The sequence below is a fragment of the Herbiconiux solani NBRC 106740 genome (assembly GCF_001571005.1).
Lineage (GTDB): Bacteria > Actinomycetota > Actinomycetes > Actinomycetales > Microbacteriaceae > Herbiconiux > Herbiconiux solani.
The window spans coordinates 297207-319437 of the sequence record NZ_BCST01000005.1 but is presented as its reverse complement, the minus strand read 5'-3'; the positions used below and the strand labels follow the sequence as shown (position 1 = coordinate 319437).

The following is a 22231-nucleotide window of genomic DNA, read 5'->3' as shown; positions in this document are numbered from 1 at the left end:
CGGTTCCCTGTCGTGTCCGTCAGGCCTCCGGGGTTTCGAGGGGCGCGATGAGGGTGGGGTCGTCCTTCGCGACGGTGGTGTCGCGCACATTGTTGACGCGCTTCGAGACGGGGTAGGTCGTGATCGTGCTCGCGACGGCCAGCGAGGAGCGGTCGAGCATGGCCACGTACTCGTCCTTCTGCCCGGTCGAGTCGAGCTTGAGCGGCTCGGTCCAGGCGTCCCAGGTGTCGGGGGTGAGGAACACCGGCATCCGGTCGTGCACCTCGCCCGAGGCATCCGCCGCCTCGCGCGTGATGATCGTGAAAGTCAGCTGCCACTCGTCCTTCTCCTTCCGCACCTCGTAGAGGCCGGCCGCGGCGAGCAGCGTCTCGGGGGCGTGGATGAAGTGGGGCTGCTTGCCGTGCTCGGTCGCCTCCCACTCGTAGTAGCCGTTCATCGGCACGATGCAGCGGCGCTGGGCGAAGGCGTTGCGGAACAGGCCGTTGCTCGCCACGCTCTCCAGCCGCGCGTTGATTGGCGAGGGGCCGCCCGGTTTCGCCCACGACGGTTTGAGGCCCCAGCTCGCCGCATCCAGTTCGCGCACGATCTCGCCGTCGATCAGGCGGTCGCGCACGATCGGCGCCTCCTCGGTGGGGGCGACGTTGTACGAGGGGCGCCAGTCTTCGAGCCGGCCGCCACGGGCCACGAACTCGGAGATCAGCTCGTCGGTTTCGGTGCTCATCGCGAAGCGTCCGCACATGGGGTGTCGTCCTTTCGTCGGGTGGGGGAGGGATGCTCGATCACGAGACCCGGATGCGGGCCGGCGAGCCGGAGGTCGGCCACCCACTCCCTCATCCGGTCGCTCGCGGACGCGGCGATGACCGCGTTGCCGGCCCGGTCATCCTGCAGCACGGAGGTGGGGCCGAGGAGCAGCAGGTGCGGGAAGACCTGCTCGAGCGCGGCGACCTGCGCACGGCGGGCGGGTGCCCCGTCGTCGTCGGCGACGTTGACCAGCAGCACCCCGTCGGCGGCGAGCAGCTTCGCGACATCGGAGAAGAACGCCGGGTTGCGGAGGTAGGGCGGGGTGGTCGTGCCCTGGTAGAGGTCGGCGACCACGAGGTCGGCCCCAAGGACGGCCGCGCCGAGCAGGTGGACCACCCGCGCGGCGTCGCCGAGGTGAACGGTGAGCTCGGTGCCCTCGGGGAGGGGGAGCCGCTCGGTCACGAAGTCGATGAGGCCGGGCTCGAGCTCGACGACGTGCTGGTCGGAACCGGGGCGGGTGACCTGGAGGTACCGAGCCAGCGTGAGCGCCCCCGCACCGAGGTGCACGGCGGTGACGGGCGCGCCCGGCACCCGGATGCGGTCGAACACCGACCCCATTCGCCGCACGTAGTCGTAGAAGAGCGAGCCGGGGTCGTCGAGGCGCACGTGCGACTGGGGCGATCCGTCGATCGCCAGCTCGAAGCCGCCATGGATGAGCGGGTCGGCCGTGATCTCGACCCGCCGGCCAGCGGGTGGGAGCGTCGCCGACCAGCTCATGATCCGGCTCCGGTCGCCTCGTCGGCGCTCGCCGTCTCGTCGATCCGTACCGCCTCGTCGATCCGCACCGGGAGGCCGAGGAACCGGCCGTAGCGCGCGAAGTCGCGCTCGAGTGCGCGGCGGGCGGTCGCGGTCAGCGGTTCGAAGGGGTCGAGCGTCACCGTCACGGACGACGTGGTCACCCGTCGCCGCCAGGTGCCCCGCACCACGCCGTCGACGACGAGCATGGGCAGGAAGACGCCGTTGTTGCCCGGAACGATCCGGTCGGCGTACGGCTCGGGCAGCGCGGGCTGCCGAGACGGATAGCCCAGCAGGTACTCGTCGAACCCCGGGAGCACCTGGGCGCCGAGCCCGCGCCTGCCCGAAGCGGATGGCGCCGCTGGCGTCCCGGCATCGAGCGCTCGCAGGTACTCCACTCCGTCGATCGTCACCGCCCCGAGCTGGTCGCGCACCCGCGCGAGGCCCTGTCGGGCCTCCGCCACCGTGACCTTCGACCACCAGCAGAAGTCCTTCAGCGTCGCGGGGCCGTGACCGCGGAGATACCGCAGCACGAACTCCCCGAGCGCCTCTTCGCGGCTGAGGGTTCGCCCGGCCGGCGCCCACTCGTCCAGCAGCACGAGCGCCTGCTGTGTCCCGTGCGTCGGCCCCCAGCAGATCAGCCCCTCGTGGGCGAGCCGCCCGATCAGGTGCACCCCGCGCTGACCAGCGGTGTCGACGCCCGCCCGCTCGAGCAGGGCGGTGAACTCTTCGCGTGAGGCCCGCCCGCCTCCGGCCAGCTCGTGAGCCGCGGCCGCCCTCGCCCGCCGGAAGTCGTCGTCGCCGAGGCCGAGCGCGCGATACCGGGCGGCGATCGAGGCGACCGTGCGGGTGGCCGTGACCCCGAGCATCCACCTCAGGTCGTCGGCCGTGGTGATGTGCAGCGTGCCCCGCATGGGCCACGACCGCACGATCAGGCCCTCGTCGTACGCCCGGGACACGTCGTCGCGCGTGGTGCCGGGGGCGCGGACGCCGAGGGCCCAGAGCGACTGCCCGAAGTCTTGCGCCTGCAGGGCGAGCAGCTTCCCGGCCACGGCGGCCACCCGGGATGCGCCGTCGCCGCCGGGCCGTTCACGCTCTTCGCCGCCCACCGGCAGCACCCACTGCGACTCGAGCCGCTGCCGGAGCAGCGTGTGCTCCCCGGGGGCGAGTCGTCTGGTCATGCGCCCAGTATGCCGCTCGCCACCGACGCCCGCGCCGGTCGCTATCGTTGTGCTCAGCCGGCGCATCCGTTGCCGGGCAGACCGGCCGAGGGGCCGAGGGGCGGAGGGCCGAGATGGAGAAGGAACGACTGATCGAGGCCGACCGGATCGTCGCCGGCCTCACGCCGGGCAAGCAGGAGGCCGTGCGCGAGATCATGGTCGAGGCGAAGCGGCGGGGTTTCCTCGACGGCGGGGCCCGGCAGTTCCTGAACCGCGCCACCCAGAGCACCGTGGTGGGCGACGTGCTCGCGCAGGCACTCGCCGAGGCCGCAGTCGCACCCGAAGCGACCGCGGCCCCGATCGAGGCCCCGGGCGGGCAGCCGCAGAACGGCCGCCACCCGGAGCTCGGCTGACGCCGCTGCTCATGCCCCCCGTCAGCGCAGCGGCGTGATCCCCTGCGTCTCGCGCGGGAACGTCGCGAGCACCGACTCGGGGATGTTGAGGTGCGCCGACACGAGCGCCGGCGGCACGTGGCTCAGCCAGTTCGCCAACGACACCTCCTCGTAGCGCGAGCTCTTGAAGGTCTCGATGAAGATCGCGAGGTCGTTGCCGGTGTTCTCGATGTAATGACCGAAGTTGCGGCCCACGACGCCGACGTCGCCGGCATTGAAGTCGGTCGTGTTGGCGTGCGGCCCGGTGTTGAACACAGTCATCCGCCCTGAGCCCTTGAGCCAGTACTGCCACTCGTCGGCGTTCGGGTGCCAGTGCAGCTCGCGCATCGCACCCGGCTCGAGCGCCACGAGCGCGGCGGAGACCGTCTGCGACATCGGGAAGTTCGAACTGTCGGCGATCTGGATCTTGCCGCCGCTGTTCTGGTGAACCGGCTCGGACTGCGAGAGGCGGAAGATCACGGCGCCCGTGTCGGGCTGGACACCGGCGGACTTGCGGTCGGTCTCGAGCTCGCCGGGGACGTCGCCGGGGAAGATCCAGAGGTTGTGCAGCGGGATGTCCTTGAAGACCTCCTGCGCCACCCCGAAGTTCTTCGCCAGCACCTCGGGCGGGGTGTGCGCGAACCAGTCGGTGAGCAGCAGCGTGTTGCTCTCGGACTGCGCGCCGTCGTCGAAGGCGAGCACGAACTCGGCGCCATCCGGACCGAGGCCCTGCAGCGAGTGGGGGAGCCCGGGCGGGAAGTACCAGAGGTCGCCCTCGTGCACGTCGTCCACGCTCGGCCGGCCCTCGCGGCTCAGGGTCGTGATCCGGCAGCTGCCGCGGGTCATCACGGCCCACTCGGCGGTCTGGTGCCAGTGCAGCTCGCGGATGCCGCCGGCCTCGAGGTACATGTTGACGCCGGAGATCTCCTCGGAGATGGCGAAGTCCTTCTGCGTGAGCTCGCGGGCCCAGCCACCGCGCTGCACCCGGCGGGGCGAGATGTTGAACGACGACCAGAAGAACGGCTGGGTCGAGATGTCGGTCGCCGGCGCATCCATCTGGTTGGGGAACAGCTTCTCCAGGGTCGGGTTCTGCGGCCCGGTCATCGTCAGGCTCGAGGGGTCTCCTTGGGTGTTGACCTCGCCTTCGGCCGGAAGATCGGGATTGCCGATCGTGGGCACCTCGTGGTTGGGTGCGCCGTCGTTGCTCGCGTCCATGAGTGACTCCTTGTCTGACGTAGAGAGTGTCGTGATCCCGATGGAACGGCAGTGCGACCCCTCAGCGCTACTGACGAATGTCGAGATCGGGATGTCTCGACAAACGTCCTAGCCGGGCTCGACTCCGGTCGGGTCACGCCGCCCCGATGCTTGCGTAGCCTGAGGGCCACCTGGCCCCGACCGAAGAGGACGACCATGAGACGACTCCACCCCGCGCTTGTCCTGCTGTCGTTCGGCGCCGGTGCGGCGGATGCGTTCGCCTTCCTCGCGCTGAACGGCACCTTCACCGCGAACATGACCGGCAACCTCGTGCTGGCGGCGATGTTCACCAAGCCGGGCTTCGAGAAGACCTTCATCTGCGCGGTCGTCGCCATCGCGGTGTTCGCCGTCGTGCTCTACTCGGGCTTCCGACTGACCAAGGGGTCCGGCCACGGTCCGGACTCGCCGCGGTACGTGATGACCGTGCTCCTCATCCCCTCGCTCGTCGCGCAGCTGGTCGTGATCGTGGTCTGGCTCTTCATCTGGAAGGATGCGCCGCTCGCCGTGGTCTGCGTGGTGATCGCGTTCTCGGCGGCGGCCCTGGCGCTCCAGACGGTGGCGGCGAAGAAGCTGAGCGACGTCGACGGGATCACCACCACCTATGTCACGGGAACGCTCACGACGACCATGCAGGCGCTCGCCGAGCGGAAGGACAGCGGGCAGGGCATGCGCGTGCTGTCGATCCTGGCGCTGCCGGCGGGGGCGGTGGCGGCCACCGCGCTCTATCAGCTGGCGGGGTGGTGCGGGCCGATGCTGCCGTTCGTCGTGACGGCGGTGGCGACGCTCGTCGCGTTCAGTGCGCGGCCGGCCGCGAGCCCGTCTTCCGGGGCCCCGCAGGCCGAGGCGCCCTCGCCCCGGGGCGCACCCGGTGTCTGACGTGCCGCACCCGGTGTCCGACGTGAGGAGCAAGACGTCGTTCCGCGCTGCGGTCCTCGACCTCTTCACGCTGCGGGCCGCGCCGCCGCAGTGGCGGCTCGGCGTGCAGGCGGCGGTGGCGATCATGCTCCCGCCGTTCGTCTTCACGCTCGCCGGGCAGCCGACGCTCGGACTCATCGCCTCGCTCGGTTCGTTCCTCGTGCTCCACCTGCCCGACCGCAGCCGCCGCGAGCGCGCGCTCGAACTGCCCGTGATCATGGTCGGCTTCGTGGTGGCGGCGGTCGCCGGCATCCTCACCAGTGCCTCACTCGTGGGCAACCTCGTGGCGATGCTGATCGTCGCGGTGGTGAGCTCGTTCCTCGGGCTCGGGCTCGCCGTCGGGTCGCCGGGGTCGATGTTCTACGTGCTCATCACGGGAGCGGTGGGTGCCCTGGTGGCGCCCGTGTCGGCGGAGGGGTCGGGGTTCGATCCGCTGCTCGCGCTCATCCTGCTCGGCGTCGGCATGCTCACCGCCTACGTCGTGGTGCTGGCGCCGCTCCTCACGCCCGGCGGGCGGCGACGGGATGCGGTGCGGTACGCCGCGCGGGCCCCGTGGCGGTTCGCGTTCCCGCCGAACGTGCAGCGGATCTTCGTGCGCCTCACCATCGCCACCGTGCTGGGAGTCGCGGTGAGCAGTGTGCTCGGCCTCCACCGGGTGCACTGGGTGCTGCTGGCGATCATCGCCATCCTGCAGAACCACAGCGAGGTGCGGTTGAGCGTGCTGCGCGGGCTCCACCGGGTGCTCGGCACGGCCGCCGCGCTGCTGCTGTTCTATCTGATCGCGCTCTGGGATCCGAAGGGCCTGCCGCTCGTGCTGCTGATCGGCGTGCTGATGTACCTCTTCGAGGTGCTCGTGCCGCGGAACCTGGGGCTGTCGCTCGTGGCGATCACGCCGATGGCGCTGGTGATCGCGGCCGACGGCGCGGGGATCCCGCTGATCGACGTGGTGGGCGTGCGGGTAGAGGACACGGGGCTGGGGGCGGGGATCGCGTTCGTGGTGCTGATCGGTGTGACCCTGCAGCGCCGCATCCACGGTCGTCGCCTGCTCCGCCGGCATGCGGCCGTGTCCGCCACCGCCGCGTCCGCCGCCTGATCAGGCGCGACGACCTGACGCGCCGAGTGCCGATCGGATCAGAGGCGGATGGCCTCGGCGCTCTCGAGCTCGCGCCACCGCATCGCCCGCGGCAGCCCGAGTGGACGGATGCCCGTCTCCTCGGCCGGTCGCTCGAAGACGTCGGCCGCCTCCATGACCCCGAAGTCGAGCCCGGTGAGCGCGGCCAGGTCGGCGACCGCAACCTGGAAGGTACGGAACGGCCCGAGCGGCGGCGGCGCATCCGTCGCGATGGCGGTCGCGCGGGCTGTCTCCAGGTCGATCCCGTCGAGCTGCGGCGACTGGTCGAGCACGAATCCCGCCGCCCGCAGCACGCCGGCCGCGTTCCACGCCGCCACCTTCCAGAACCCCAACGGGATGCGCACCCCGCGGTACTCCGGATCCTCGTCTCCGAACACGGGCCCGGTGAACACGCTCACCCGCAGTCCGTTCGTCTCGGCGTAGGAGAGCACGTGGTCTTCGAGCCCGTTCCAGAGCTCCTTCGACTGGTTGAACTCCGCGACCTGCGGGGCTGCGTTGGTATACGAGAAGGTGTCGTAGTTCGCTTTAGTCGCGTCCGGCCCCCACACCGGGTCGCGCCGGCGCACGAGATGCCCGCGGTCGAGGTCGTTGCGCGCGTACACCTCGGGCCCGGTCTGCTCGCTCGCGGGGATGCGCTCGTCGAGGTGCCAGTCGTCGCCGCGAGGAGCATCCACCGCCGTCGCCCCGTCGATGTTCACCGCGGTCACCGCGGCCAGCCGTCGCTCCGGATCCAAATGCACCGAGAAATGCGTATACCCCAGCACCCGCACAGCCCGCCCGGCCGCCACCCCCGGCACCCCACACTCAAGCCCAAGAAAGGAAGAATCGAATCCGTCAGAAGAGCCCATGCCCCCAGTCGACCACCCACCCCCGACATCCGCCCGAAGCGCACAGCACCTCACGATTTTCAGTTGTGCGGCGTGATATTCTTTCTTCAACACGACCGGTTCCGCCCGAAAGGGTCCAGGGCCGGTCTTTACTTTTCTGGCATGCTGTGCGCGTGGATCCGAAGCCGTTCAAGACGTACGAGATGCAACTCGCTCTCGTCAAAGAGCGCGGCATGGCGGTTGAGGACGACGCTGCCGCTCTGAGCCTTCTGGCCCGGGCCGGCTACTACACCCTCAGCGGTTACTGGCACTCGCTGCGCCTCAAGCGTCCGGACGGGAGCAGAACCGACCGGTTCCGCGAGGGCGCGACGTTCGGCGATGTGGGCCTGCTCTGGGAGTTCGACAATCGACTGAGGGCGACCACCTTCGCGGCCCTTCAGCCGATCGAAATGTCTTTGAGGGCGCAACTGGGGTATCGGTTGGGGGAAGTGGATCCTCTGGTTCACCTCCGGCCCGAGGATCTGTCGATCGACGATGGTTCGGACTACCGACGGTGGCTGGAGAAGCTTGAGCAGAACGTTCGGGATTCCCGCGAAGAGTTCATCGTCCACCACCGCCGTGCGCGGGGTGGTGTGATTCCCATCTGGGTAGCTGTCGACGTCTTGGATTGGGGAGGCTTGTCGTACCTGTACAACTTCACGCCGCTCGCGGTACGCGAGGCGATCGCCGATAGGTTCGGCCTCACCGCACCTCAGCTGAAGTCGTGGTTGCGTGCACTGAACGTCGTCCGGAACGTCTGCGCCCACCATTCGCGGTTCTTCAATCGGTACTACTCGCTGACGGTGAAGCTGCCCGCGCCCGGTGTTGACCACTCGCTGGACGAGATCAGGCCGGTGACCAATTCGACCTTCGCCATGCTGACCGCGATCCAGTATCTGATCGCGCACACTCCCGGCGTGAACGGCCGAATGCTGTGCGCAGCGATGAGAAGCTTCCCTCGGCAGAACGCGATGAATCTCGGAGCGCTCGGTGCGCCTGACGATTGGGAGGGCATCGAGCTCTGGGCGAGGGTGTGAGTCATCGAGACGCGCGCCACGGGGCGGGAACGTAAGAAACCCCCGCCATGTAGAAGCTAGGCGAGGGTTTCAGTGGCTCCGACGGGCGTCGATCCCGTGACCTCACGATTTTCAGTCGTGCGCTCTACCAACTGAGCTACAGAGCCGAGCAAGCGTGTGCCGCTCTAGCGAAAAGCCCTTCCGAATGGAAGGGCTTCACGCCTTGCGACCCTGACGGGACTTGAACCCGCGACCTCCGCCGTGACAGGGCGGCACGCTAACCAACTGCGCTACAGGGCCTTACTGGTATTCCTATTGTAGTGTTGCCGACCCGATGCTCGTGACGTCGGGATCGTGACCCCAACGGGATTCGAACCCGTGCTACCGCCGTGAAAGGGCGGCGTCCTAGGCCGCTAAACGATGGGGCCAGCGGCGACAACTCATCGAGTATGCCACAACTCCTGCACAGTCTCCAATTCGACGCCGTTCGTCCACATGCGCGGGAATGTCCACCCGATCAAAGCGCCCAGCGATTAGATTCGCAGAGACATGAGCAGCACGAGACACGTCCGGATTCGAACGCGATCCCGGCGCATCAGAGACCGGATCGCGACGGTCGTGGCCACGGTGGCCCTCGTCGCCGCCACGGCCTTCGTCGCGGGTCCGGCGCCCGCGTACGCCGACGACTACCCCACGTGGGACGACGTGAAGAACGCCCAGGCGAACGAGACGGCGAAGAACGACGAGGTCACCCGCATCCAGGGCCTGATCTCGTCGATGAACGCCGAGGTCGTCGCGGCTCAAGACCTCGCGTTCCAGCGCGGCGAGGAGTACCACGCGGCCCAGGAGCAGTACGACACGGCCAACTTCGTCGCCGGTCAGCTCGACGCCCAGGCCGCCGAGGCGAGCACGAAGGCGGATGCATCGAACCGGCAGGCCGGCCAGCTCGCCGCCCAGCTCTCCCGCAGCGGCGGCAATGACCTGACCCTCAACCTCCTGGTGGGCGGCGAACGGGTCTCGACCGACCTGCTCTACCAGCTCAGTGCGATGTCCAAGCTCGCCGAGAAGACCTCCCAGATCTACGCGAAGGCTGAGCAGGACAGCAACACCGCCACGGCGCTCACCGCCCAGGCCACGATCGCCCGCGACGAGCTGAAGACGCTCGCCGATGCCGCCCAGGCGCTCCGCGACGAGGCCGTGGCGGCACAGCAGCAGGCCGAGGCGGCTCTTCAGGAGCAGCAGGACCACCAGGTCGAGCTCAGCGCCCAGCTGCAGGTGCTGCAGGAGAATCGGGTCGCCACCGAGGCCGACTACCAGAAGGGCGTCGACGCCCGGGCCGAGGCTGCCAGGGCCGCTGCCGCAGCCGGCCTGTCCACGCTTCCCTACATCGCCGCCAGCGGCTGGGCGAGCCCGTTCCCCGGGGCGTACTCCTCCGACGAGTACGGGATGCGGGTGAACCCGGTCTCCGGCGCCTACCTCCTGCACTCGGGCATCGACCTCGTCTACTCCGGTGGCACCTGCGGAGCGACCGTCTACGCCGCAGCGGAGGGGATCGTCAACTTCGCGGGCTGGAACGGCGGGTACGGCAACTTCATCCAGATCAACCACGGCGGCGGCATCGCGACGGCGTACGGCCACAACAGCCGGCTCCTGGTCGCGAACGGCGACTACGTGCAGGTCGGCCAGCCGATCTCCCTCGCGGGCACGACCGGCAACTCGACGGGCTGCCACCTGCACTTCGAGGTGCGCCAGAACGGCACCGCGGTGAACCCGCGCCCCTTCATGGCCGACCAGGGGGTCGACTTCGGATGACCGGGTTCGGCAACGAACGCGAGGAGCGCGGGATGAGGAACGAGCGAGCATGACCAGCCCGAACAGCACACGTCTGGATGCCCGACTGCGCGGCCGGTCGCGGAGCCGCCGCGGGCCGAGGTCGCTGCCGCGGTTCGCCACGGCGCTCGTGCTCGCCGCCGGCATCATCGCGGTCGACGTGCTGCGCGGAGCCGAGCCGGCCACCGCCGTCGACTACCCCAGCTGGGAGGACGTGCTCGCCGCCCGCAGCAGCGAGGCGACCAAGCAGGCCGAGGTGGAGCGCATCCAAGGGTTCATCGACCAGTTGCAGAGCGACGTGGCCCTGGCGCAGTCGCTCTCCCAGCAGCGCGCCGACGAGTACGCGGCGGCTCAGGATGCTTACGACTCGGCCGCCTATCGTGCCGACGAGCTCGCCCTGCAGGCCGTCGAGGCGCGGGAGAAGGCCGACCTCTCGAACGCGCAGGCCGGCCAACTCATCACGCAGTTCACCCGCGCGGGCGGGGGAGACCTCACGCTCAGCCTCATCGTGGCGGGGGAGGACACCGACGACCTGCTCTACCAGCTCGGCGCGATGAGCCAGCTCTCTCAGCAGACCGGCCGGGTCTACGAGCAGGCGGCGCAGGATCGCAACACCGCCGACGCCCTCACCGCCCAGGCGGAGGTCGCCGAGTCGGGGCTCGAGGAGCTGAAGGTCGCGGCCGAAGCCGCGTTCCAGGTCGCGGTCGACGCGCAGGCACAGGTCGAGGCGGCGCTCGCCGAGCAGGAGGCCCAGGGCATCGTCCTCGAGGAGCAGCTGAAGGCACTCACGGCGGCCACCGCCACGACCGAGGTCGAGTACCAGAAGGGCGTCGAAGAACGTCGACGTGCCGAAGAGGCCGCTCGGGCTGCTGCCGCCGCAGCTGCGGCCGCAGCAGCCGCCGCGGCGGCCGAGGCCAGGGCCAATGCCGGGGCGAGTGCCGGCGGCGGAGGCGGCTGGTCCGTCGGAGCCGGCGGCCAGGGCTGGTCGAACCCGTTCCCGGGTTCGGTCGTGAGCGACGAGTGGGGCATGCGCTTCCACCCGATCGACCGGGTGAACCGGCTGCACGCGGGCATCGACCTGGTCTACGGCGGCGGCCGTACCTGCGGCGCGCCGGTCTACGCGGCGGCGGCCGGCACGATCAGCCAGGCCGGCTACAACGGCGGGCTCGGCAACTCGGTCACGATCAGCCACGGCGGTGGGGTCACGACGGTCTACGGCCACAACTCTCGGCTCAACGTCGGTCGCGGCCAGTCGGTCGCCGAGGGCGAGCCGATCGCCTGGGCCGGCACCACCGGCGCCTCGACCGGCTGCCACCTGCATTTCGAGACCCGCGTGAACGGCGGCTCGCAGAACCCCCGGGCCTTCCTCGGCGGGTACGGCGTCGGCTTCTGACCGTGCCCACGGGTGAGAGCTCCCACGATTCCGGACCGGTCGAGCGCGAACCGGCCGAGCCCGGCCGAGGCGCGGGAGCCGATGACCTGCCCGCCCTCCTCGGCTGGCAGCCCGAGACGATCGAGGCCGGGCCCGGACGGGCGCGACGGACGCTGGGGCAGCTCGTGGCCGCATCCGCTGTTCTCGTGGTCGTGGCCGGAGCGCTGCTGACCGGCGCCATCGTGCTCGCGGGCCCCCTACTCCCGCCGCAGGACGCCTCCCAGCCCTACTGCAACCCGATCACCGAGCACTGCGTCAACACCCTCAACCTGGTGGCCGTCGAGACGCAGACGGGCTTCGAGTTCCCGCCCGGCAGCGAGCTCGTCGAGTCGAACACGCGTACGGGTGACCTCCTTCATCCCGCGTACCGCAGCCTGTCCGCGACGGTACGGATGCCGGCCGGCGCGGACCTGCCGACCTCGCCCGACCCGCTCAGCAGCATCCGGGTCACGGGGGAGGACGGCGACGGGTCCCGCATCGTCAAGGTCACCACGAGCAACGGCCGCTGACCGGCCCAGCGCCGAGCGCGCCGCGCAAAGCGCACCGCGCAAAGCGCAAAGCGCACTGCGCGGAAGTTGCTTTATCGGCCCGCGCCCGGCGCGATGCTCACGACCTGGGCCGAATCGACGCAGATCGGCTTGCCGTTGTTCGTGATCGCGAAGGTGCCCGCCTCGAGCGGCTGCGCGAGCTGAACGACGAGCTGTCCCGAGGTGGACGTGATCGTGCGCTGCACCAGGTGGCCGACCTGGATCGAGACCTCGTTCGGGGTCGTCTTCGAGAAGTCGAGCACGACGTAGTCGCCGGCCGCGCCCGCGAGCCCGGGGATCGAGATCCCGGAGTCCGCCGTGCACTGGCCGACGGTGATCTCGGGGCCGAGCGGCTGAACCACGGCCGGGCCCGCGGTCCCGTCGGCGCCGACGATCCAGGCGCCGCCGAGCTCGTCGGTCGTGGGCGTGCCGGGGTGGATGAGCGGCAGGATGATCCCCGTCGTGTTGAACGGCGCCATCCCGGTGATCGCCACGTAGGTCGGCACCGTGGTGTCGAGGAACGGCGGGACCTCACCGGTCGGGAAGGTCTCGTCGAGGCGGTCGACCCAGATGCGGGTGTCGACCCCGTTGTTCAGCTTCACGATCTGGAGGGTCGTGGGGATCCACACGGCGATGGATGCGGCGGTGACGACCGCGACGGTGACGAGCGCGATCCAGCCGCCCACGACACGCGCGCGCGACGGCGGCGCCACGTCCTCCGACACGGATTCCGGGTCAGATTCCAGGACGGATGCCGGCGCAACCGGCCCGCCCGCCCGAGCGTGCCGAGCAGCCGGGACCACGGTCGAAGCGGCACCGGACGTGGCGGTCGCGCCGACAAGCGCGGGCTCCGAAGCCGAAGTCGAACCCGCGACCGAAACGCCAGCCCCGCCGACGACCGCAGGCACCGACACCCGCCGCACCCGCCCCGCCAGCACGCTGAATGCGATCACCCCCGCCGCCATCCAGAACAGCGCGGTCTCCTCGAGGTCGTACCGCAGGATGCGCGACCCGTCGATGCCGAGCAGGTCGGCCCGGCGCGAGAGCACCCCCGTCGTCGCCAGCGCGGCGAGGGCGATGAAGATCCAGACCCCGCCCACGCTCCGCCGCCGCACGATCGAGACGACGATCGCGGCCAGCAGCACGGCGTTCGAGGCGACGATCGCCGCGAACTCCCAGGCCGGCCGCGTCTGCCAGAGGTCGAGCCCGAACAGCGACGGTACGAAGCCGCCCACGATTCCCCAGCCCACGAAGAGCGCCGAGGTCGAGAGCGAGGCGGCCTCGCCCGACTCGTCGACGTAGGCGCCGTGCACGAACACCCAGACGACGATCCCGCCGAGCACGGCCATCCCGAGCCACACCGGCCAGGCCTTCACGAGCAGCAGCAGGCGCCGCGCGATCTTCTCGTCGCGCCACACCACGAGCAGCACCCACAGCACGGCGAAGGCCGCGAACAGCAGCGACTTCTCGCTCATCGACAGCGCGAGGGCGAAGGCGATCAGGGTGCCGGCGAGGTACCACCAGCGCTTCCGCGTCACCCACCGCGTGAGGCTGCCCATCATCGCCAGGCAGAACGCCAGCGCGAGCATGTTGTTGAGCGTGGCGGCCCACCACAGCCGCGTCACGAAGACGCCAGTCGAGAGCGTGAAGGCGAGCCCGAAAAGCAGGTTCATCCGCACCCGGCCGACCGCCGCATCCAGACAGCGCACCAGGGCGACATAGACGCCGGTGTGCACGAGGGCGATCACCGCGCCCGCCGCCGCCCAGTTGAGGCCCAACAGCTTCATGAAGACGCCGTCGACCGCGATGTAGCCGGGCAGCAGGTGCCCGAACCACGACCGCGTGAGGATCTCGACGTTCAGCGGGTTCTTGATCAGCACGTCAGCGAGCAGGTAGTCGTCGGCGAAGAAGTACGAGAGCGTCGTGAACGCCCAGGTGCCCGCGAACAGCAGGATCGCCACGACGACGAGCCACCAGACCGATCGGGGGCTCGTCAAGGCGGCCGCGACGCGGCGGGGAAAAGAGGTCACGGGCAGCCTGGGTAGGGAGACGGTCGGCGAGATCGAAGCGCGCGCTGCCGGAAAGGCAGGCGCGAGGGCCTAGTGGCCGCCCTCGTCGGCGAGCTTCTTGAAGCCGGCCTGCACGATCGCGTCGGCCTCGGCCGCGTCGCCCCAGCCCTCGATGTTCACGAACTTGTTCGGCTCGAGATCCTTGTAGCGGGCGAAGAAGTGCTCGATCTCCTTGCGGGTCTGCTCGGGCACGTCCGTGATGTCCTGGATGTGGGCCCAGCGCGGGTCCTTGTGAGGAACCACGACGACCTTCGCGTCGGAGCCGGCCTCGTCGCTCATGTTGAGCACGCCCACCGGGCGCACCTTGACACCGACTCCGGGGAAGACCGGGTACTCCAGCAGCACGAGCGCGTCGACGGGGTCGCCGTCCAGGCCCAGGGTGTTCTCGAAGTAGCCGTAGTCGGTCGGGTAGACGAAGCTCGTGAAGAGCACGCGGTCGAGGTAGACCCGCCCGGTCTCGTGGTCGACTTCGTACTTGTTGCGGCTCCCCTTGGGGATTTCGACGACGACGTCGTACTCGGCCATGTTGTGCTCCCTGATGTCGATTCCGGTCACGCATGCCGGGCGTGGTCATGCCACAGCTGTCGATGCCTGTGCGCTGCAATAACGTTATCGGATGCACATGGACGATCGACGACCGCGCCTCACCCCCGCCACCGCCGATGTCCGGCGGGCCGTCCGACAGGCCCTGGAGGCACGGGGGCTCGACCAGGGCTCGCTGGTGCTCGTCGCCCTCAGCGGCGGCCCCGACTCCCTCGCGCTGGCGGCGGCCACGGCCTTCGAGGCCCCACGGGCCGGTCTTCGGGCGGGTGCGGTCGTGGTCGACCACGGTCTGCAGGCCGACTCGGATGCGGTCGCCGCGCGCGCCGCAGCCCAGGCCTCTGCCCTCGGTCTCGACCCCGTGCTCGTCACCCGGGTCGAGGTCGCCGCGGGTCCCGCCTCGGTCACCGGCGGCCCCGAGGCCGCCGCCCGCACGGCCCGCTACGCCGCGCTCGACCGGGCGCTCACCGACACCGGTGCCCGCGTCGTCCTCCTCGGCCACACGCTCGACGACCAGGCCGAGACGGTGCTGCTCGGGCTGGCGCGCGGGGCCGGGGCCGCGAGCCTGGGCGGGATGGAGCCGGTCTCCGCCTCGGGGACCCGCCTCCGCCCGCTGCTCGGCATCCGTCGTGAGGCCACCCTCGCCTTCTGCGCCGACTCCGGGCTCGAGCCCTGGCATGACCCGCACAACCTCGATCCCTCCTTCACCCGGGTGCGGGTGCGCGAGGTCGTGCTGCCGCTCCTTGAACGCGAGCTCGGCCCGGGCATCGCCGAGGCGCTGGCCCGGACGGCCGAGCAGTTCCGTGAGGACGACGACACCCTGCATGACATGGCCACCGAGACGATCGAGGATCTGGTCGAGCACGCCGAGGCCGGCATCGCGATCTCGGCACCGGCGCTCGCGGCGAACCCGCCTGCGCTCCGCAACCGGATCATCCGGTACGTGGTCGAGAGCGAGTTCGGCGTCTCGCTCTCGCGCGCGCAGACCCTGGCGGCGGCGGCCCTGGTCACCGACTGGCACGGCCAGAAGGGCGTCGATCTGCCAGGGATTAGAGTGGTGCGGCGGGGAGCGCGGATCGTGTTCTCGCGAGCGGTCCACGACACGATCGACGAGTAGGGAACGGCAGCCATGGACATTTCAGACATCGAATCCGACATCACCGAGGTGCTGTTCACCGAAGAGCAGATCGCCGAGAAGATCTCCGAGCTCGCCCGCTCCATCGAGGCCGACTACACCGATGACGACGACGTCCTCCTCGTGGGAGTGCTGCGCGGCGCCGTCATGGTGATGGCCGATCTCGCCCGCGCGCTGCGGCTGCAGATCAACATGGACTGGATGGCGGTGAGCTCCTACGGCTCGGGCACGCAGTCCAGCGGCGTCGTCCGCATCCTGAAAGACCTCGACACCGACATCACCGGCCGCAAGGTGCTGATCGTCGAGGACATCATCGACTCCGGGCTCACGCTGTCGTGGCTGCTGGCGAACCTGCGGTCGCGGGGCGCCGCCTCGGTCGAGATCTGCGCACTGCTGCGGAAGCCCGAGGCCGTGAAGGTCGAGATCGACGTGAAGTACGTCGGCTACGACATCCCGAACGCCTTCGTCGTGGGCTACGGCCTCGACTACGCCGAGCGCTACCGCAACCTCAAGTCGATCGGCGTGCTCGCCCCCCACGTCTACGCCTGAGTCGATGAGGATACCTCGGGTTCTGCTAGGCTGACGGAGGGTCGGGCCCGAACGAGAGGCCGATCCATGCCGTCCACCATCTCCCGCACGATCTCGCGCACCATCACCCGTTCCGTCGCCCTCGCCGGTGCCGGCGCGCTCCTCGCGGTGGGCCTCGCCGGATTCTCCGCGGCGCCGGCCGACGCGCTCATGCCCACCCCGGTCTGCGAGCACGCGCTCGGCACGACGCAGCAGGTCGTGACGGGGTTGCCGACGCGGCTGCGCACGACCTGCCATTCCCAGGTGCCCCGGCAGCTGCTCGCGGTCGCCGGGCACGGCACGGTGTCGATCACTCCCGCCGGCGTGATCGACTACACCTCGGCCGACGGCTACCTCGGCACCGACGTGATCCGCGTGATCGTGCCGGTCGGCGGGCTGCCGTCGATCTGGGAGGCGTCGTTCACGGTCGAGGTCGTGCCCGAGGCGGTGGCCGGGGCTGACTCCTACGAGGTGGCGGCCGGCGCTCGGCTCGCGGTGGGGGCGGATGCCGGGTTGCTGCAGAACGACTCCGTGCCCACGGCGGGCTGGCTGATCCAGCGTGGCGAGACCCCGCCGGCGCACGGCAGTCTCGCGCTCGACACCGTGACCGGTTCCTTCGTGTACCAGCCCGACGCCGGCTTCACGGGAACCGACCGTTTCCTCTACCGGCTGACCGGCCCGGATCAGGATGCGTATTCGAACGTCGTGGCGGTGACCTTCCTGGTGCGGTGACTCCTCGCCGGGGCCGTTACGCCCACGGGGAACATGGAGGCGGCGTCCAGTCCGCGACGGGTACCCTTGCAGCACGACATAGGCACCGTGCTGCATCCCCGGCACACAAGCGATGAAGAGACATGAACGCGAAACGCATCCTTCGATCTCCCATTCCGTACATCCTGCTGGGCGCGATCGCCCTCTGGATCGGATTCACGCTCATCACCGGCGGCAGCACCAAGCAGATCACGACCGATCAGGGCCTGAATCTGCTGTCGACCGGCAAGGTCTCCGAGGCGACGATCATCGACGGCGAGCAGCGCGTCGACATGACGCTCACGAACCCGGATGACGAGTTCGGCTCGAAGGTGCAGTTCTACTACGTCGCCCCGCGCGGCACCGAGGTCGTCAACGCGGTCACGGATGCCAAGCCCGCCGACGGCTTCGACGACCAGGTCCCGCAGCCGAACTGGTTCCTCTCGGCGCTCGGCCTCTTCCTCCCGATCCTCCTGATCGGCGCGTTCTTCTGGTTCATGCTCTCCGGCATGCAGGGCGGCGGTAACCGCGTCATGCAGTTCGGCAAGTCCAAGGCCAAGCTCGTCTCGAAGGAGTCGCCGAAGGTCACCTTCGACGACGTGGCCGGTGCCGAGGAGGCGCTGGAGGAGCTCGAGGAGATCAAGGACTTCCTGAAGGAGCCCGCGAAGTTCCTGGCCGTCGGCGCCCGCATCCCGAAGGGCGTGCTGCTGTACGGTCCTCCCGGTACCGGCAAGACCCTGCTGGCCCGCGCGGTCGCGGGTGAGGCCGGCGTGCCGTTCTACTCGATCTCCGGTTCGGACTTCGTCGAGATGTTCGTCGGCGTCGGCGCGAGCCGCGTGCGCGACCTGTTCCAGCAGGCGAAGGAGAACTCGCCCGCCATCATCTTCATCGACGAGATCGACGCCGTCGGCCGCCACCGCGGCGCCGGCATGGGCGGCGGTCACGACGAGCGCGAGCAGACCCTCAACCAGCTGCTGGTCGAGATGGACGGCTTCGACGTCAAGACGAACGTCATCCTGATCGCCGCGACCAACCGCCCCGACATCCTCGACCCGGCCCTCCTGCGCCCCGGCCGCTTCGACCGCCAGATCGGCGTCGACGCGCCCGACCTCAACGGCCGCAAGAAGATCCTCGAGGTGCACGGCAAGGGCAAGCCGCTCGCGGCCGGTGTCGACCTCGAGGTCGTCGCCCGCAAGACGCCCGGCTTCACCGGCGCCGACCTGGCGAACGTGCTCAACGAGGCGGCCCTGCTCACGGCCCGCAGCAACGCGCAGCTGATCGACAACCGCGCCCTCGACGAGGCGATCGACCGCGTCATCGCCGGCCCCCAGCGTCGCACCCGCATCATGCGCGACCAGGAGAAGCTCGTCACGGCGTACCACGAGGGCGGCCACGCCCTGGTGGCGACGGCGATGAACTACACCGACCCGGTCACCAAGGTCACGATCCTGCCGCGCGGCCGGGCCCTCGGCTACACGATGGTGCTGCCGCTCGAAGACCGCTACTCGGTCAGCCGCAACGAGCTGCTCGACCAGCTGGCCTACGCCATGGGTGGCCGCGTCGCCGAGGAGATCGTCTTCCACGACCCGACCACCGGCGCCTCGAACGACATCGAGAAGGCCACCGGCACCGCCAAGAAGATGGTCACCGAGTACGGCATGACCGCCTCGCTCGGTGCCGTCAAGCTCGGCAGCGCCTCGGGCGAGATGTTCCTCGGCCGCAACATGGGCCACGAGCGCGACTACTCCGAGAGCCTCGCCCAGCAGGTCGACGCCGAGGTGCGCGGCCTGATCGAGGCGGCGCACGACGAGGCCTGGCAGGTGCTGAACGACAACCGCGACATCCTCGACAGGCTGGCCGCCGAGCTCCTCGAGAAAGAGACGCTCGACCACGACCAGCTGGCCGAGATCTTCAAGGGCGTCAAGCACCTCCCGCTGCGCCCGCAGTGGCTCTCGAGCGAGAACCGCCCGGTCTCCGAGCTCCCCCCGGTGTCGTTCCCGACCACGAAGGCGCCGATCGACGCCGGCGCGGTCGACGGCGGGGTCGGCTCCGAACCCGAGCCCGAGTCCAAGCCGAAGCGCGCCCCGCGCATCAACCCCCGCCCCGCCACCGCGTAGGGCTCGCGTGAGCTCCGTCGACCGGGAGAGGATCGAGGCCGCGGTCAGTGAGATCCTGGCCGCGATCGGCGACGACCCGGCCCGTGAGGGGCTGGCGCAGACCCCGCGTCGCGTCGCCGACCTGTTCGCCGAGCTGTACGGCGGCGTAGGGGTCGATCCGGCGTCGGCGATCGGCTCGACCTTCACGGCTCCGGATGCGCAGCCCGTCATCCTGCGCGACATCACCTTCCGCTCGGTCTGCGAGCACCACCTGATGGTGTTCGAGGGGGTGGCCCACGTGGCCTACCTGCCGGGCGAGCGGATCGCGGGGCTCGGCGGCATCGTCGCGGTGATCGAGTCGGCCTCCTCGCGCCCCCAGCTGCAGGAGCGGCTCGGCGACGAGATCGCTGCGGCCATCGAATCGGCGCTGGACTCCCCGGGCGTGCTGGTCGTCCTCGACGCGAAGCACGGCTGCGTCAGCGCGCGCGGGCCGCGGCAGACCCGCAGCACCACCGTCACCCTCGCGTCGCGCGGGGTCTTCACCGACCCGGCCGCGCGGGCCGAGGTGATCGCCCTGATCGGCACCGGGTCGGGCACCGTTCCGAGCGCAGGGCTCCAGGATGCACCGGGGGAGGGCCGGTGAGCGCACCGACCGCGATCCTCGGCATCCTCAACGTCACGCCGGACTCGTTCAGCGACGGCGGACTCTGGCTCGACCGGGACGCCGCCGTGCGTCACGCCGTCGAGATGGTCGCGCAGGGCGCCGACGTCATCGACGTGGGCGGGGAGTCGACCCGCCCGGGAGCCGGCCGCATCGCCGTCTCGGAGGAGCAGCGGCGGGTGCTGCCCGTCGTCCGCGACCTGGTCGCCCGGGGCATCACGGTCAGCGTCGACACGACCAACGCCTCCACGGCCGCCGCGGCGATCGAGGCCGGCGCGAGCATCGTGAACGACGTCTCGGGCGGCCTCGCCGACCCTGAGATGGACGACCTGATCGTGGCCTCGGACGCCCGGTTCGTCGTGATGCACTGGCGCGGTCCGAGCGACGAGATGGCGGGTGCGGCCCACTACCGCGACGTGGTCGGCGAGGTCGTCTCGCACCTGGAGTTCCGGGCCGCCGAGCTGATCGTCAAGGGTGTCGACCCCGACCGGCTGATCCTCGACCCCGGTCTGGGGTTCGCGAAGAACGGCGCCCACAACTGGCAGCTCCTGCGGCACCTCGACCGCCTCGTGGCGCTCGGCCCCCCGGTGCTCGTAGGGGCGTCGCGCAAGCGTTTCATCGGCGGGCTGCTGCCCGAGGGCACCGCGCCGGGCCACCGCGACCTCCCCTCGGCGATCGTGGCGGCCCTCGCCGTGCACGACGGCGTGTGGGGGGTGCGGGTGCACGACGTGGCTCTCACCCGGCAGGCGCTCGACGTGGTCGCCGCCTGGCACGGCGACGACCCCCGCGGCCGCGACGAGGACGAGGGAGGGCAGGCATGACCGACGAACCCGGCACCCGCCGGCCCGGCACCGGCGAACCCGGCACCCGCCGGCCCGACGCCGACCTGCATGGCGCACCCCGTGCATCCGCCGCCGCCCCCGCCGAGCTCGACCTCCTCACCCTCACCGGCCTCGAGGTCTTCGCCCACCACGGCGTCTTCGACTTCGAGCGCGAGAACGGCCAGCGCTTCGTGATCGACGTCGACGTCTGGCTCGACACCGCGCCCGCCGCCTCGGGCGACGACCTCGCCCGCACGGTGCACTACGGCGAACTCGCCGTCGAGATCTCCGAGGCCGTGGCCGCCGACCCGGTCGACCTGATCGAGACGCTCGCCGAGCGCGTCGCCTCCGTCGTGCTCGCCCACGAGCCCGTCGAGCGCACGCGCGTCGTGGTGCACAAGCCCGACGCCCCGATCACGGTGCCCTTCGCCGACGTCAGCATCACGATCATCCGCACGAAGCCCCGAGCACGATTGGCCTCCTCATGAACGCGAACGCCCGTCCGATCCCGAGCGTCGAGCGCCGGATCATCCGGCTCCCCGCCGTGCTCGCCCTCGGCAGCAACCTGGGCGATCGCGAGACGACGATCCTCGAGGCGGTGCGGGAGCTCGAGGAGACCGAGGGCATCGAGGTGCTCGCGGTCTCGCGTCTCTACGAGACCACGGCGGTCAAACCGGATGGCGTCGACCCCGACGCGCCCGCCTACCTGAACGCGGTCGCCCTGATCCGCACCAGCCTCCATCCCGAAGAGCTGCTCGGCGTCGTCAACGCGATCGAGCACGCGCACGGCCGTGTGCGGGCCGAGCGCTGGGGAGACCGCACGCTCGACGTCGACATCGTGACCTTCGCCTCCGTCATCCGCGACACCCCGCGCCTGACCCTCCCGCACCCCCGGGCGGCCGAGCGCGACTTCGTGCTCGTGCCGTGGCTCGAGGTCGATCCGGAGGCGACCCTGCCGGGGCTCGGGCGCGCGGACGCCCTGCTGGCGCGCATCCCGCAGACGACCCTCCGGCCCTACGCGGGGGAGCGTCGGTGAGGCACACGCGTCCGGTCACCCTGATCGTCTTCGGCGTCGTCGGGATCGCGGCCGGCTACGTGCTCGAGATCGTGCTCGCGGCGGCCGGTTCGCCCGTGCTTGTCCCGCCGGTTACGCTCACCATCACGCTGCTCGCCGCGGCGGCGATCGTCGTGGTGCTGGCGGTGCCGATCCGGCGCGCCATCCGCGGCACCTCGGCGGCGCAGGTCAACCCGTTCCGCGCCATGCGCACCGTGGTGCTCGCGAAGGCTTCGAGCCTCGTCGGAAGCCTGATCGGCGGGTTCAGCATCGGGGTGCTCGCCTTCCTCCTGACCCGGCCGGTGATCGCCGATGTAGGCTCCCTCTGGTCGGGCATCGCCGCCGCGGTCTCCGGGGTCACCCTCCTGGTCGCCGGTCTCGTGGCCGAGCGGCTGTGCACCCTGCCGCCCGACGAACCCGACGCGAAGTGAGAATCCCG

23 protein-coding genes and 3 tRNA genes are annotated in these 22231 nt (G+C 70.4%); 16 read left to right on the top strand and 10 right to left on the bottom strand.

Annotated features, from left to right (window positions below):
- Window positions 1-19: 19 nt before the first annotated feature.
- The 3 genes from HSO01S_RS11240 to HSO01S_RS11230 are packed head-to-tail and all read right to left on the bottom strand — an operon-like array spanning window position 20 to window position 2717.
- Window positions 20-721: an SOS response-associated peptidase gene (locus HSO01S_RS11240; protein ID WP_245635980.1), complete on the bottom strand. Its 702-nt coding sequence runs from the start codon at window positions 719-721 to the stop codon at window positions 20-22.
- Window positions 718-1518: a spermidine synthase gene (locus HSO01S_RS11235; protein ID WP_066041375.1), complete on the bottom strand. Its 801-nt coding sequence runs from the start codon at window positions 1516-1518 to the stop codon at window positions 718-720. The genes HSO01S_RS11240 and HSO01S_RS11235 overlap by 4 nt, the downstream gene beginning before the upstream one ends.
- On the bottom strand, window positions 1515-2717 hold the full coding sequence (locus HSO01S_RS11230; RefSeq protein ID WP_066041372.1) for a winged helix DNA-binding domain-containing protein: 1203 nt from the start codon (window positions 2715-2717) through the stop codon (window positions 1515-1517). Before HSO01S_RS11230 ends, HSO01S_RS11235 begins: the two co-directional genes overlap by 4 nt.
- A 113-nt stretch (window positions 2718-2830) precedes the next feature.
- Between HSO01S_RS11230 and HSO01S_RS11225 the strand changes: the two genes are divergently transcribed.
- Entirely contained in the window at window positions 2831-3109 is a 279-nt protein-coding gene (locus tag HSO01S_RS11225) for a hypothetical protein (RefSeq protein ID WP_066041370.1), read from the top strand.
- Window positions 3110-3130: 21 nt separating this feature from the next.
- Here the strand turns inward: HSO01S_RS11225 and HSO01S_RS11220 are convergent, their stop codons facing one another.
- Window positions 3131-4342: a cupin domain-containing protein gene (locus HSO01S_RS11220; protein ID WP_066041368.1), complete on the bottom strand. Its 1212-nt coding sequence runs from the start codon at window positions 4340-4342 to the stop codon at window positions 3131-3133.
- Window positions 4343-4537: 195 nt separating this feature from the next.
- Here HSO01S_RS11220 and HSO01S_RS11215 point away from each other — a divergent pair, with 195 nt between their 5' ends.
- Both HSO01S_RS11215 and HSO01S_RS11210 read left to right on the top strand, forming a co-directional pair.
- Window positions 4538-5257 carry a DUF1275 family protein gene (locus tag HSO01S_RS11215; RefSeq protein WP_084361571.1) on the top strand — a complete coding sequence of 240 codons (720 nt, stop codon included), beginning with the start codon at window positions 4538-4540 and terminating at the stop codon, window positions 5255-5257.
- Window positions 5250-6389, top strand: a complete 1140-nt coding sequence (locus HSO01S_RS11210) for an FUSC family protein (RefSeq protein WP_157079023.1) — start codon at window positions 5250-5252, stop codon at window positions 6387-6389. The genes HSO01S_RS11215 and HSO01S_RS11210 overlap by 8 nt, the downstream gene beginning before the upstream one ends.
- A 38-nt stretch (window positions 6390-6427) precedes the next feature.
- Here HSO01S_RS11210 and HSO01S_RS11205 read toward each other — a convergent pair whose 3' ends face one another.
- Window positions 6428-7276, bottom strand: coding sequence for a DNA/RNA non-specific endonuclease (locus tag HSO01S_RS11205; protein ID WP_066041365.1), 849 nt, complete (start codon window positions 7274-7276; stop codon window positions 6428-6430).
- A gap of 152 nt (window positions 7277-7428) precedes the next feature.
- Between HSO01S_RS11205 and HSO01S_RS11200 the strand changes: the two genes are divergently transcribed.
- Window positions 7429-8331: an Abi family protein gene (locus tag HSO01S_RS11200; RefSeq protein ID WP_157079022.1), complete on the top strand. Its 903-nt coding sequence runs from the start codon at window positions 7429-7431 to the stop codon at window positions 8329-8331.
- A gap of 73 nt (window positions 8332-8404) precedes the next feature.
- Here HSO01S_RS11200 and HSO01S_RS11195 read toward each other — a convergent pair.
- The 3 genes from HSO01S_RS11195 to HSO01S_RS11185 form a co-directional block, all read right to left on the bottom strand.
- Window positions 8405-8477, bottom strand: a tRNA-Phe gene (locus HSO01S_RS11195).
- Between the two features lie 59 nt (window positions 8478-8536).
- Window positions 8537-8610 (bottom strand) — tRNA-Asp (locus HSO01S_RS11190).
- A 55-nt stretch (window positions 8611-8665) separates the two neighbouring features.
- Window positions 8666-8738 (bottom strand) — tRNA-Glu (locus HSO01S_RS11185).
- 121 nt (window positions 8739-8859) lie between these two features.
- Here HSO01S_RS11185 and HSO01S_RS11180 point away from each other — a divergent pair.
- From HSO01S_RS11180 to HSO01S_RS11170, 3 genes are read left to right on the top strand one after another with little or no spacing between them, the layout of a single operon-like run.
- Window positions 8860-10122, top strand: coding sequence for a M23 family metallopeptidase (locus HSO01S_RS11180; protein ID WP_084361570.1), 1263 nt, complete (start codon window positions 8860-8862; stop codon window positions 10120-10122).
- 49 nt (window positions 10123-10171) lie between these two features.
- Window positions 10172-11533 carry a M23 family metallopeptidase gene (locus HSO01S_RS11175; RefSeq protein WP_066041360.1) on the top strand — a complete coding sequence of 454 codons (1362 nt, stop codon included), beginning with the start codon at window positions 10172-10174 and terminating at the stop codon, window positions 11531-11533.
- Window positions 11534-11535: 2 nt separating this feature from the next.
- Entirely contained in the window at window positions 11536-12081 is a 546-nt protein-coding gene (locus HSO01S_RS11170; protein WP_066041358.1) for a hypothetical protein, read from the top strand.
- Window positions 12082-12152: 71 nt separating this feature from the next.
- On the opposite strand, the gene HSO01S_RS11165 is transcribed toward HSO01S_RS11170, so the two are convergent.
- Window positions 12153-14129 (bottom strand): hypothetical protein, encoded by a 1977-nt coding sequence (locus HSO01S_RS11165; RefSeq protein ID WP_066041357.1) that lies wholly within the window; start codon window positions 14127-14129, stop codon window positions 12153-12155.
- 69 nt (window positions 14130-14198) lie between these two features.
- Window positions 14199-14693: an inorganic diphosphatase gene (locus tag HSO01S_RS11160; protein ID WP_066041573.1), complete on the bottom strand. Its 495-nt coding sequence runs from the start codon at window positions 14691-14693 to the stop codon at window positions 14199-14201.
- Between the two features lie 97 nt (window positions 14694-14790).
- On the opposite strand from HSO01S_RS11160, the gene tilS reads away from it, so the two are divergent.
- The 9 genes from tilS to HSO01S_RS11115 all read left to right on the top strand — a co-directional run bounded on the left by tilS (window position 14791) and on the right by HSO01S_RS11115 (window position 22223).
- The gene (gene tilS, locus HSO01S_RS11155) at window positions 14791-15825 is read left to right on the top strand and encodes a tRNA lysidine(34) synthetase TilS (protein ID WP_066041355.1); all 1035 of its coding nucleotides are present in this window, start codon (window positions 14791-14793) and stop codon (window positions 15823-15825) included.
- A gap of 12 nt (window positions 15826-15837) precedes the next feature.
- Entirely contained in the window at window positions 15838-16392 is a 555-nt protein-coding gene (gene hpt, locus HSO01S_RS11150; RefSeq protein ID WP_066041353.1) for a hypoxanthine phosphoribosyltransferase, read from the top strand.
- A 66-nt stretch (window positions 16393-16458) separates the two neighbouring features.
- The gene (locus HSO01S_RS11145) at window positions 16459-17142 is read left to right on the top strand and encodes an Ig-like domain-containing protein (RefSeq protein ID WP_066041351.1); all 684 of its coding nucleotides are present in this window, start codon (window positions 16459-16461) and stop codon (window positions 17140-17142) included.
- Window positions 17143-17264: 122 nt separating this feature from the next.
- The gene (ftsH, locus tag HSO01S_RS11140; protein WP_066041348.1) at window positions 17265-19277 is read left to right on the top strand and encodes an ATP-dependent zinc metalloprotease FtsH; all 2013 of its coding nucleotides are present in this window, start codon (window positions 17265-17267) and stop codon (window positions 19275-19277) included.
- A gap of 7 nt (window positions 19278-19284) precedes the next feature.
- Window positions 19285-19899 (top strand): GTP cyclohydrolase I, encoded by a 615-nt coding sequence (folE, locus tag HSO01S_RS11135; RefSeq protein ID WP_066041346.1) that lies wholly within the window; start codon window positions 19285-19287, stop codon window positions 19897-19899.
- Window positions 19896-20738, top strand: coding sequence for a dihydropteroate synthase (gene folP / locus HSO01S_RS11130; protein ID WP_066041344.1), 843 nt, complete (start codon window positions 19896-19898; stop codon window positions 20736-20738). The genes folE and folP overlap by 4 nt, the downstream gene beginning before the upstream one ends.
- Window positions 20735-21226: a dihydroneopterin aldolase gene (gene folB / locus HSO01S_RS11125; protein WP_084361569.1), complete on the top strand. Its 492-nt coding sequence runs from the start codon at window positions 20735-20737 to the stop codon at window positions 21224-21226. Before folP ends, folB begins: the two co-directional genes overlap by 4 nt.
- Window positions 21223-21774 carry a 2-amino-4-hydroxy-6-hydroxymethyldihydropteridine diphosphokinase gene (gene folK, locus HSO01S_RS11120; RefSeq protein ID WP_066041342.1) on the top strand — a complete coding sequence of 184 codons (552 nt, stop codon included), beginning with the start codon at window positions 21223-21225 and terminating at the stop codon, window positions 21772-21774. The genes folB and folK overlap by 4 nt, the downstream gene beginning before the upstream one ends.
- The gene (locus HSO01S_RS11115) at window positions 21771-22223 is read left to right on the top strand and encodes a DUF3180 domain-containing protein (RefSeq protein ID WP_066041340.1); all 453 of its coding nucleotides are present in this window, start codon (window positions 21771-21773) and stop codon (window positions 22221-22223) included. Before folK ends, HSO01S_RS11115 begins: the two co-directional genes overlap by 4 nt.
- The last annotated feature ends 8 nt before the right edge of the window (window positions 22224-22231 follow it).

Bases quoted from the DNA above. Each gene is read 5' to 3' on its own strand.
- HSO01S_RS11240 (WP_245635980.1), bottom strand. From the start codon at position 721: ATGAGCACCGAAACCGACGAGCTGATCTCCGAGTTCGTGGCCCGTGGC.
- HSO01S_RS11235 (WP_066041375.1), bottom strand. From the start codon at position 1,518: ATGAGCTGGTCGGCGACGCTCCCACCCGCTGGCCGGCGGGTCGAGATC.
- HSO01S_RS11230 (WP_066041372.1), bottom strand. From the start codon at position 2,717: ATGACCAGACGACTCGCCCCCGGGGAGCACACGCTGCTCCGGCAGCGG.
- HSO01S_RS11225 (WP_066041370.1), top strand. From the start codon at position 2,831: ATGGAGAAGGAACGACTGATCGAGGCCGACCGGATCGTCGCCGGCCTC.
- HSO01S_RS11220 (WP_066041368.1), bottom strand. From the start codon at position 4,342: ATGGACGCGAGCAACGACGGCGCACCCAACCACGAGGTGCCCACGATC.
- HSO01S_RS11215 (WP_084361571.1), top strand. From the start codon at position 4,538: ATGAGACGACTCCACCCCGCGCTTGTCCTGCTGTCGTTCGGCGCCGGT.
- HSO01S_RS11205 (WP_066041365.1), bottom strand. From the start codon at position 7,276: ATGGGCTCTTCTGACGGATTCGATTCTTCCTTTCTTGGGCTTGAGTGT.
- HSO01S_RS11180 (WP_084361570.1), top strand. From the start codon at position 8,860: ATGAGCAGCACGAGACACGTCCGGATTCGAACGCGATCCCGGCGCATC.
- HSO01S_RS11175 (WP_066041360.1), top strand. From the start codon at position 10,172: ATGACCAGCCCGAACAGCACACGTCTGGATGCCCGACTGCGCGGCCGG.
- HSO01S_RS11160 (WP_066041573.1), bottom strand. From the start codon at position 14,693: ATGGCCGAGTACGACGTCGTCGTCGAAATCCCCAAGGGGAGCCGCAAC.
- tilS (WP_066041355.1), top strand. From the start codon at position 14,791: ATGGACGATCGACGACCGCGCCTCACCCCCGCCACCGCCGATGTCCGG.
- hpt (WP_066041353.1), top strand. From the start codon at position 15,838: ATGGACATTTCAGACATCGAATCCGACATCACCGAGGTGCTGTTCACC.
- HSO01S_RS11145 (WP_066041351.1), top strand. From the start codon at position 16,459: ATGCCGTCCACCATCTCCCGCACGATCTCGCGCACCATCACCCGTTCC.
- ftsH (WP_066041348.1), top strand. From the start codon at position 17,265: ATGAACGCGAAACGCATCCTTCGATCTCCCATTCCGTACATCCTGCTG.
- folB (WP_084361569.1), top strand. From the start codon at position 20,735: ATGACCGACGAACCCGGCACCCGCCGGCCCGGCACCGGCGAACCCGGC.
- folK (WP_066041342.1), top strand. From the start codon at position 21,223: ATGAACGCGAACGCCCGTCCGATCCCGAGCGTCGAGCGCCGGATCATC.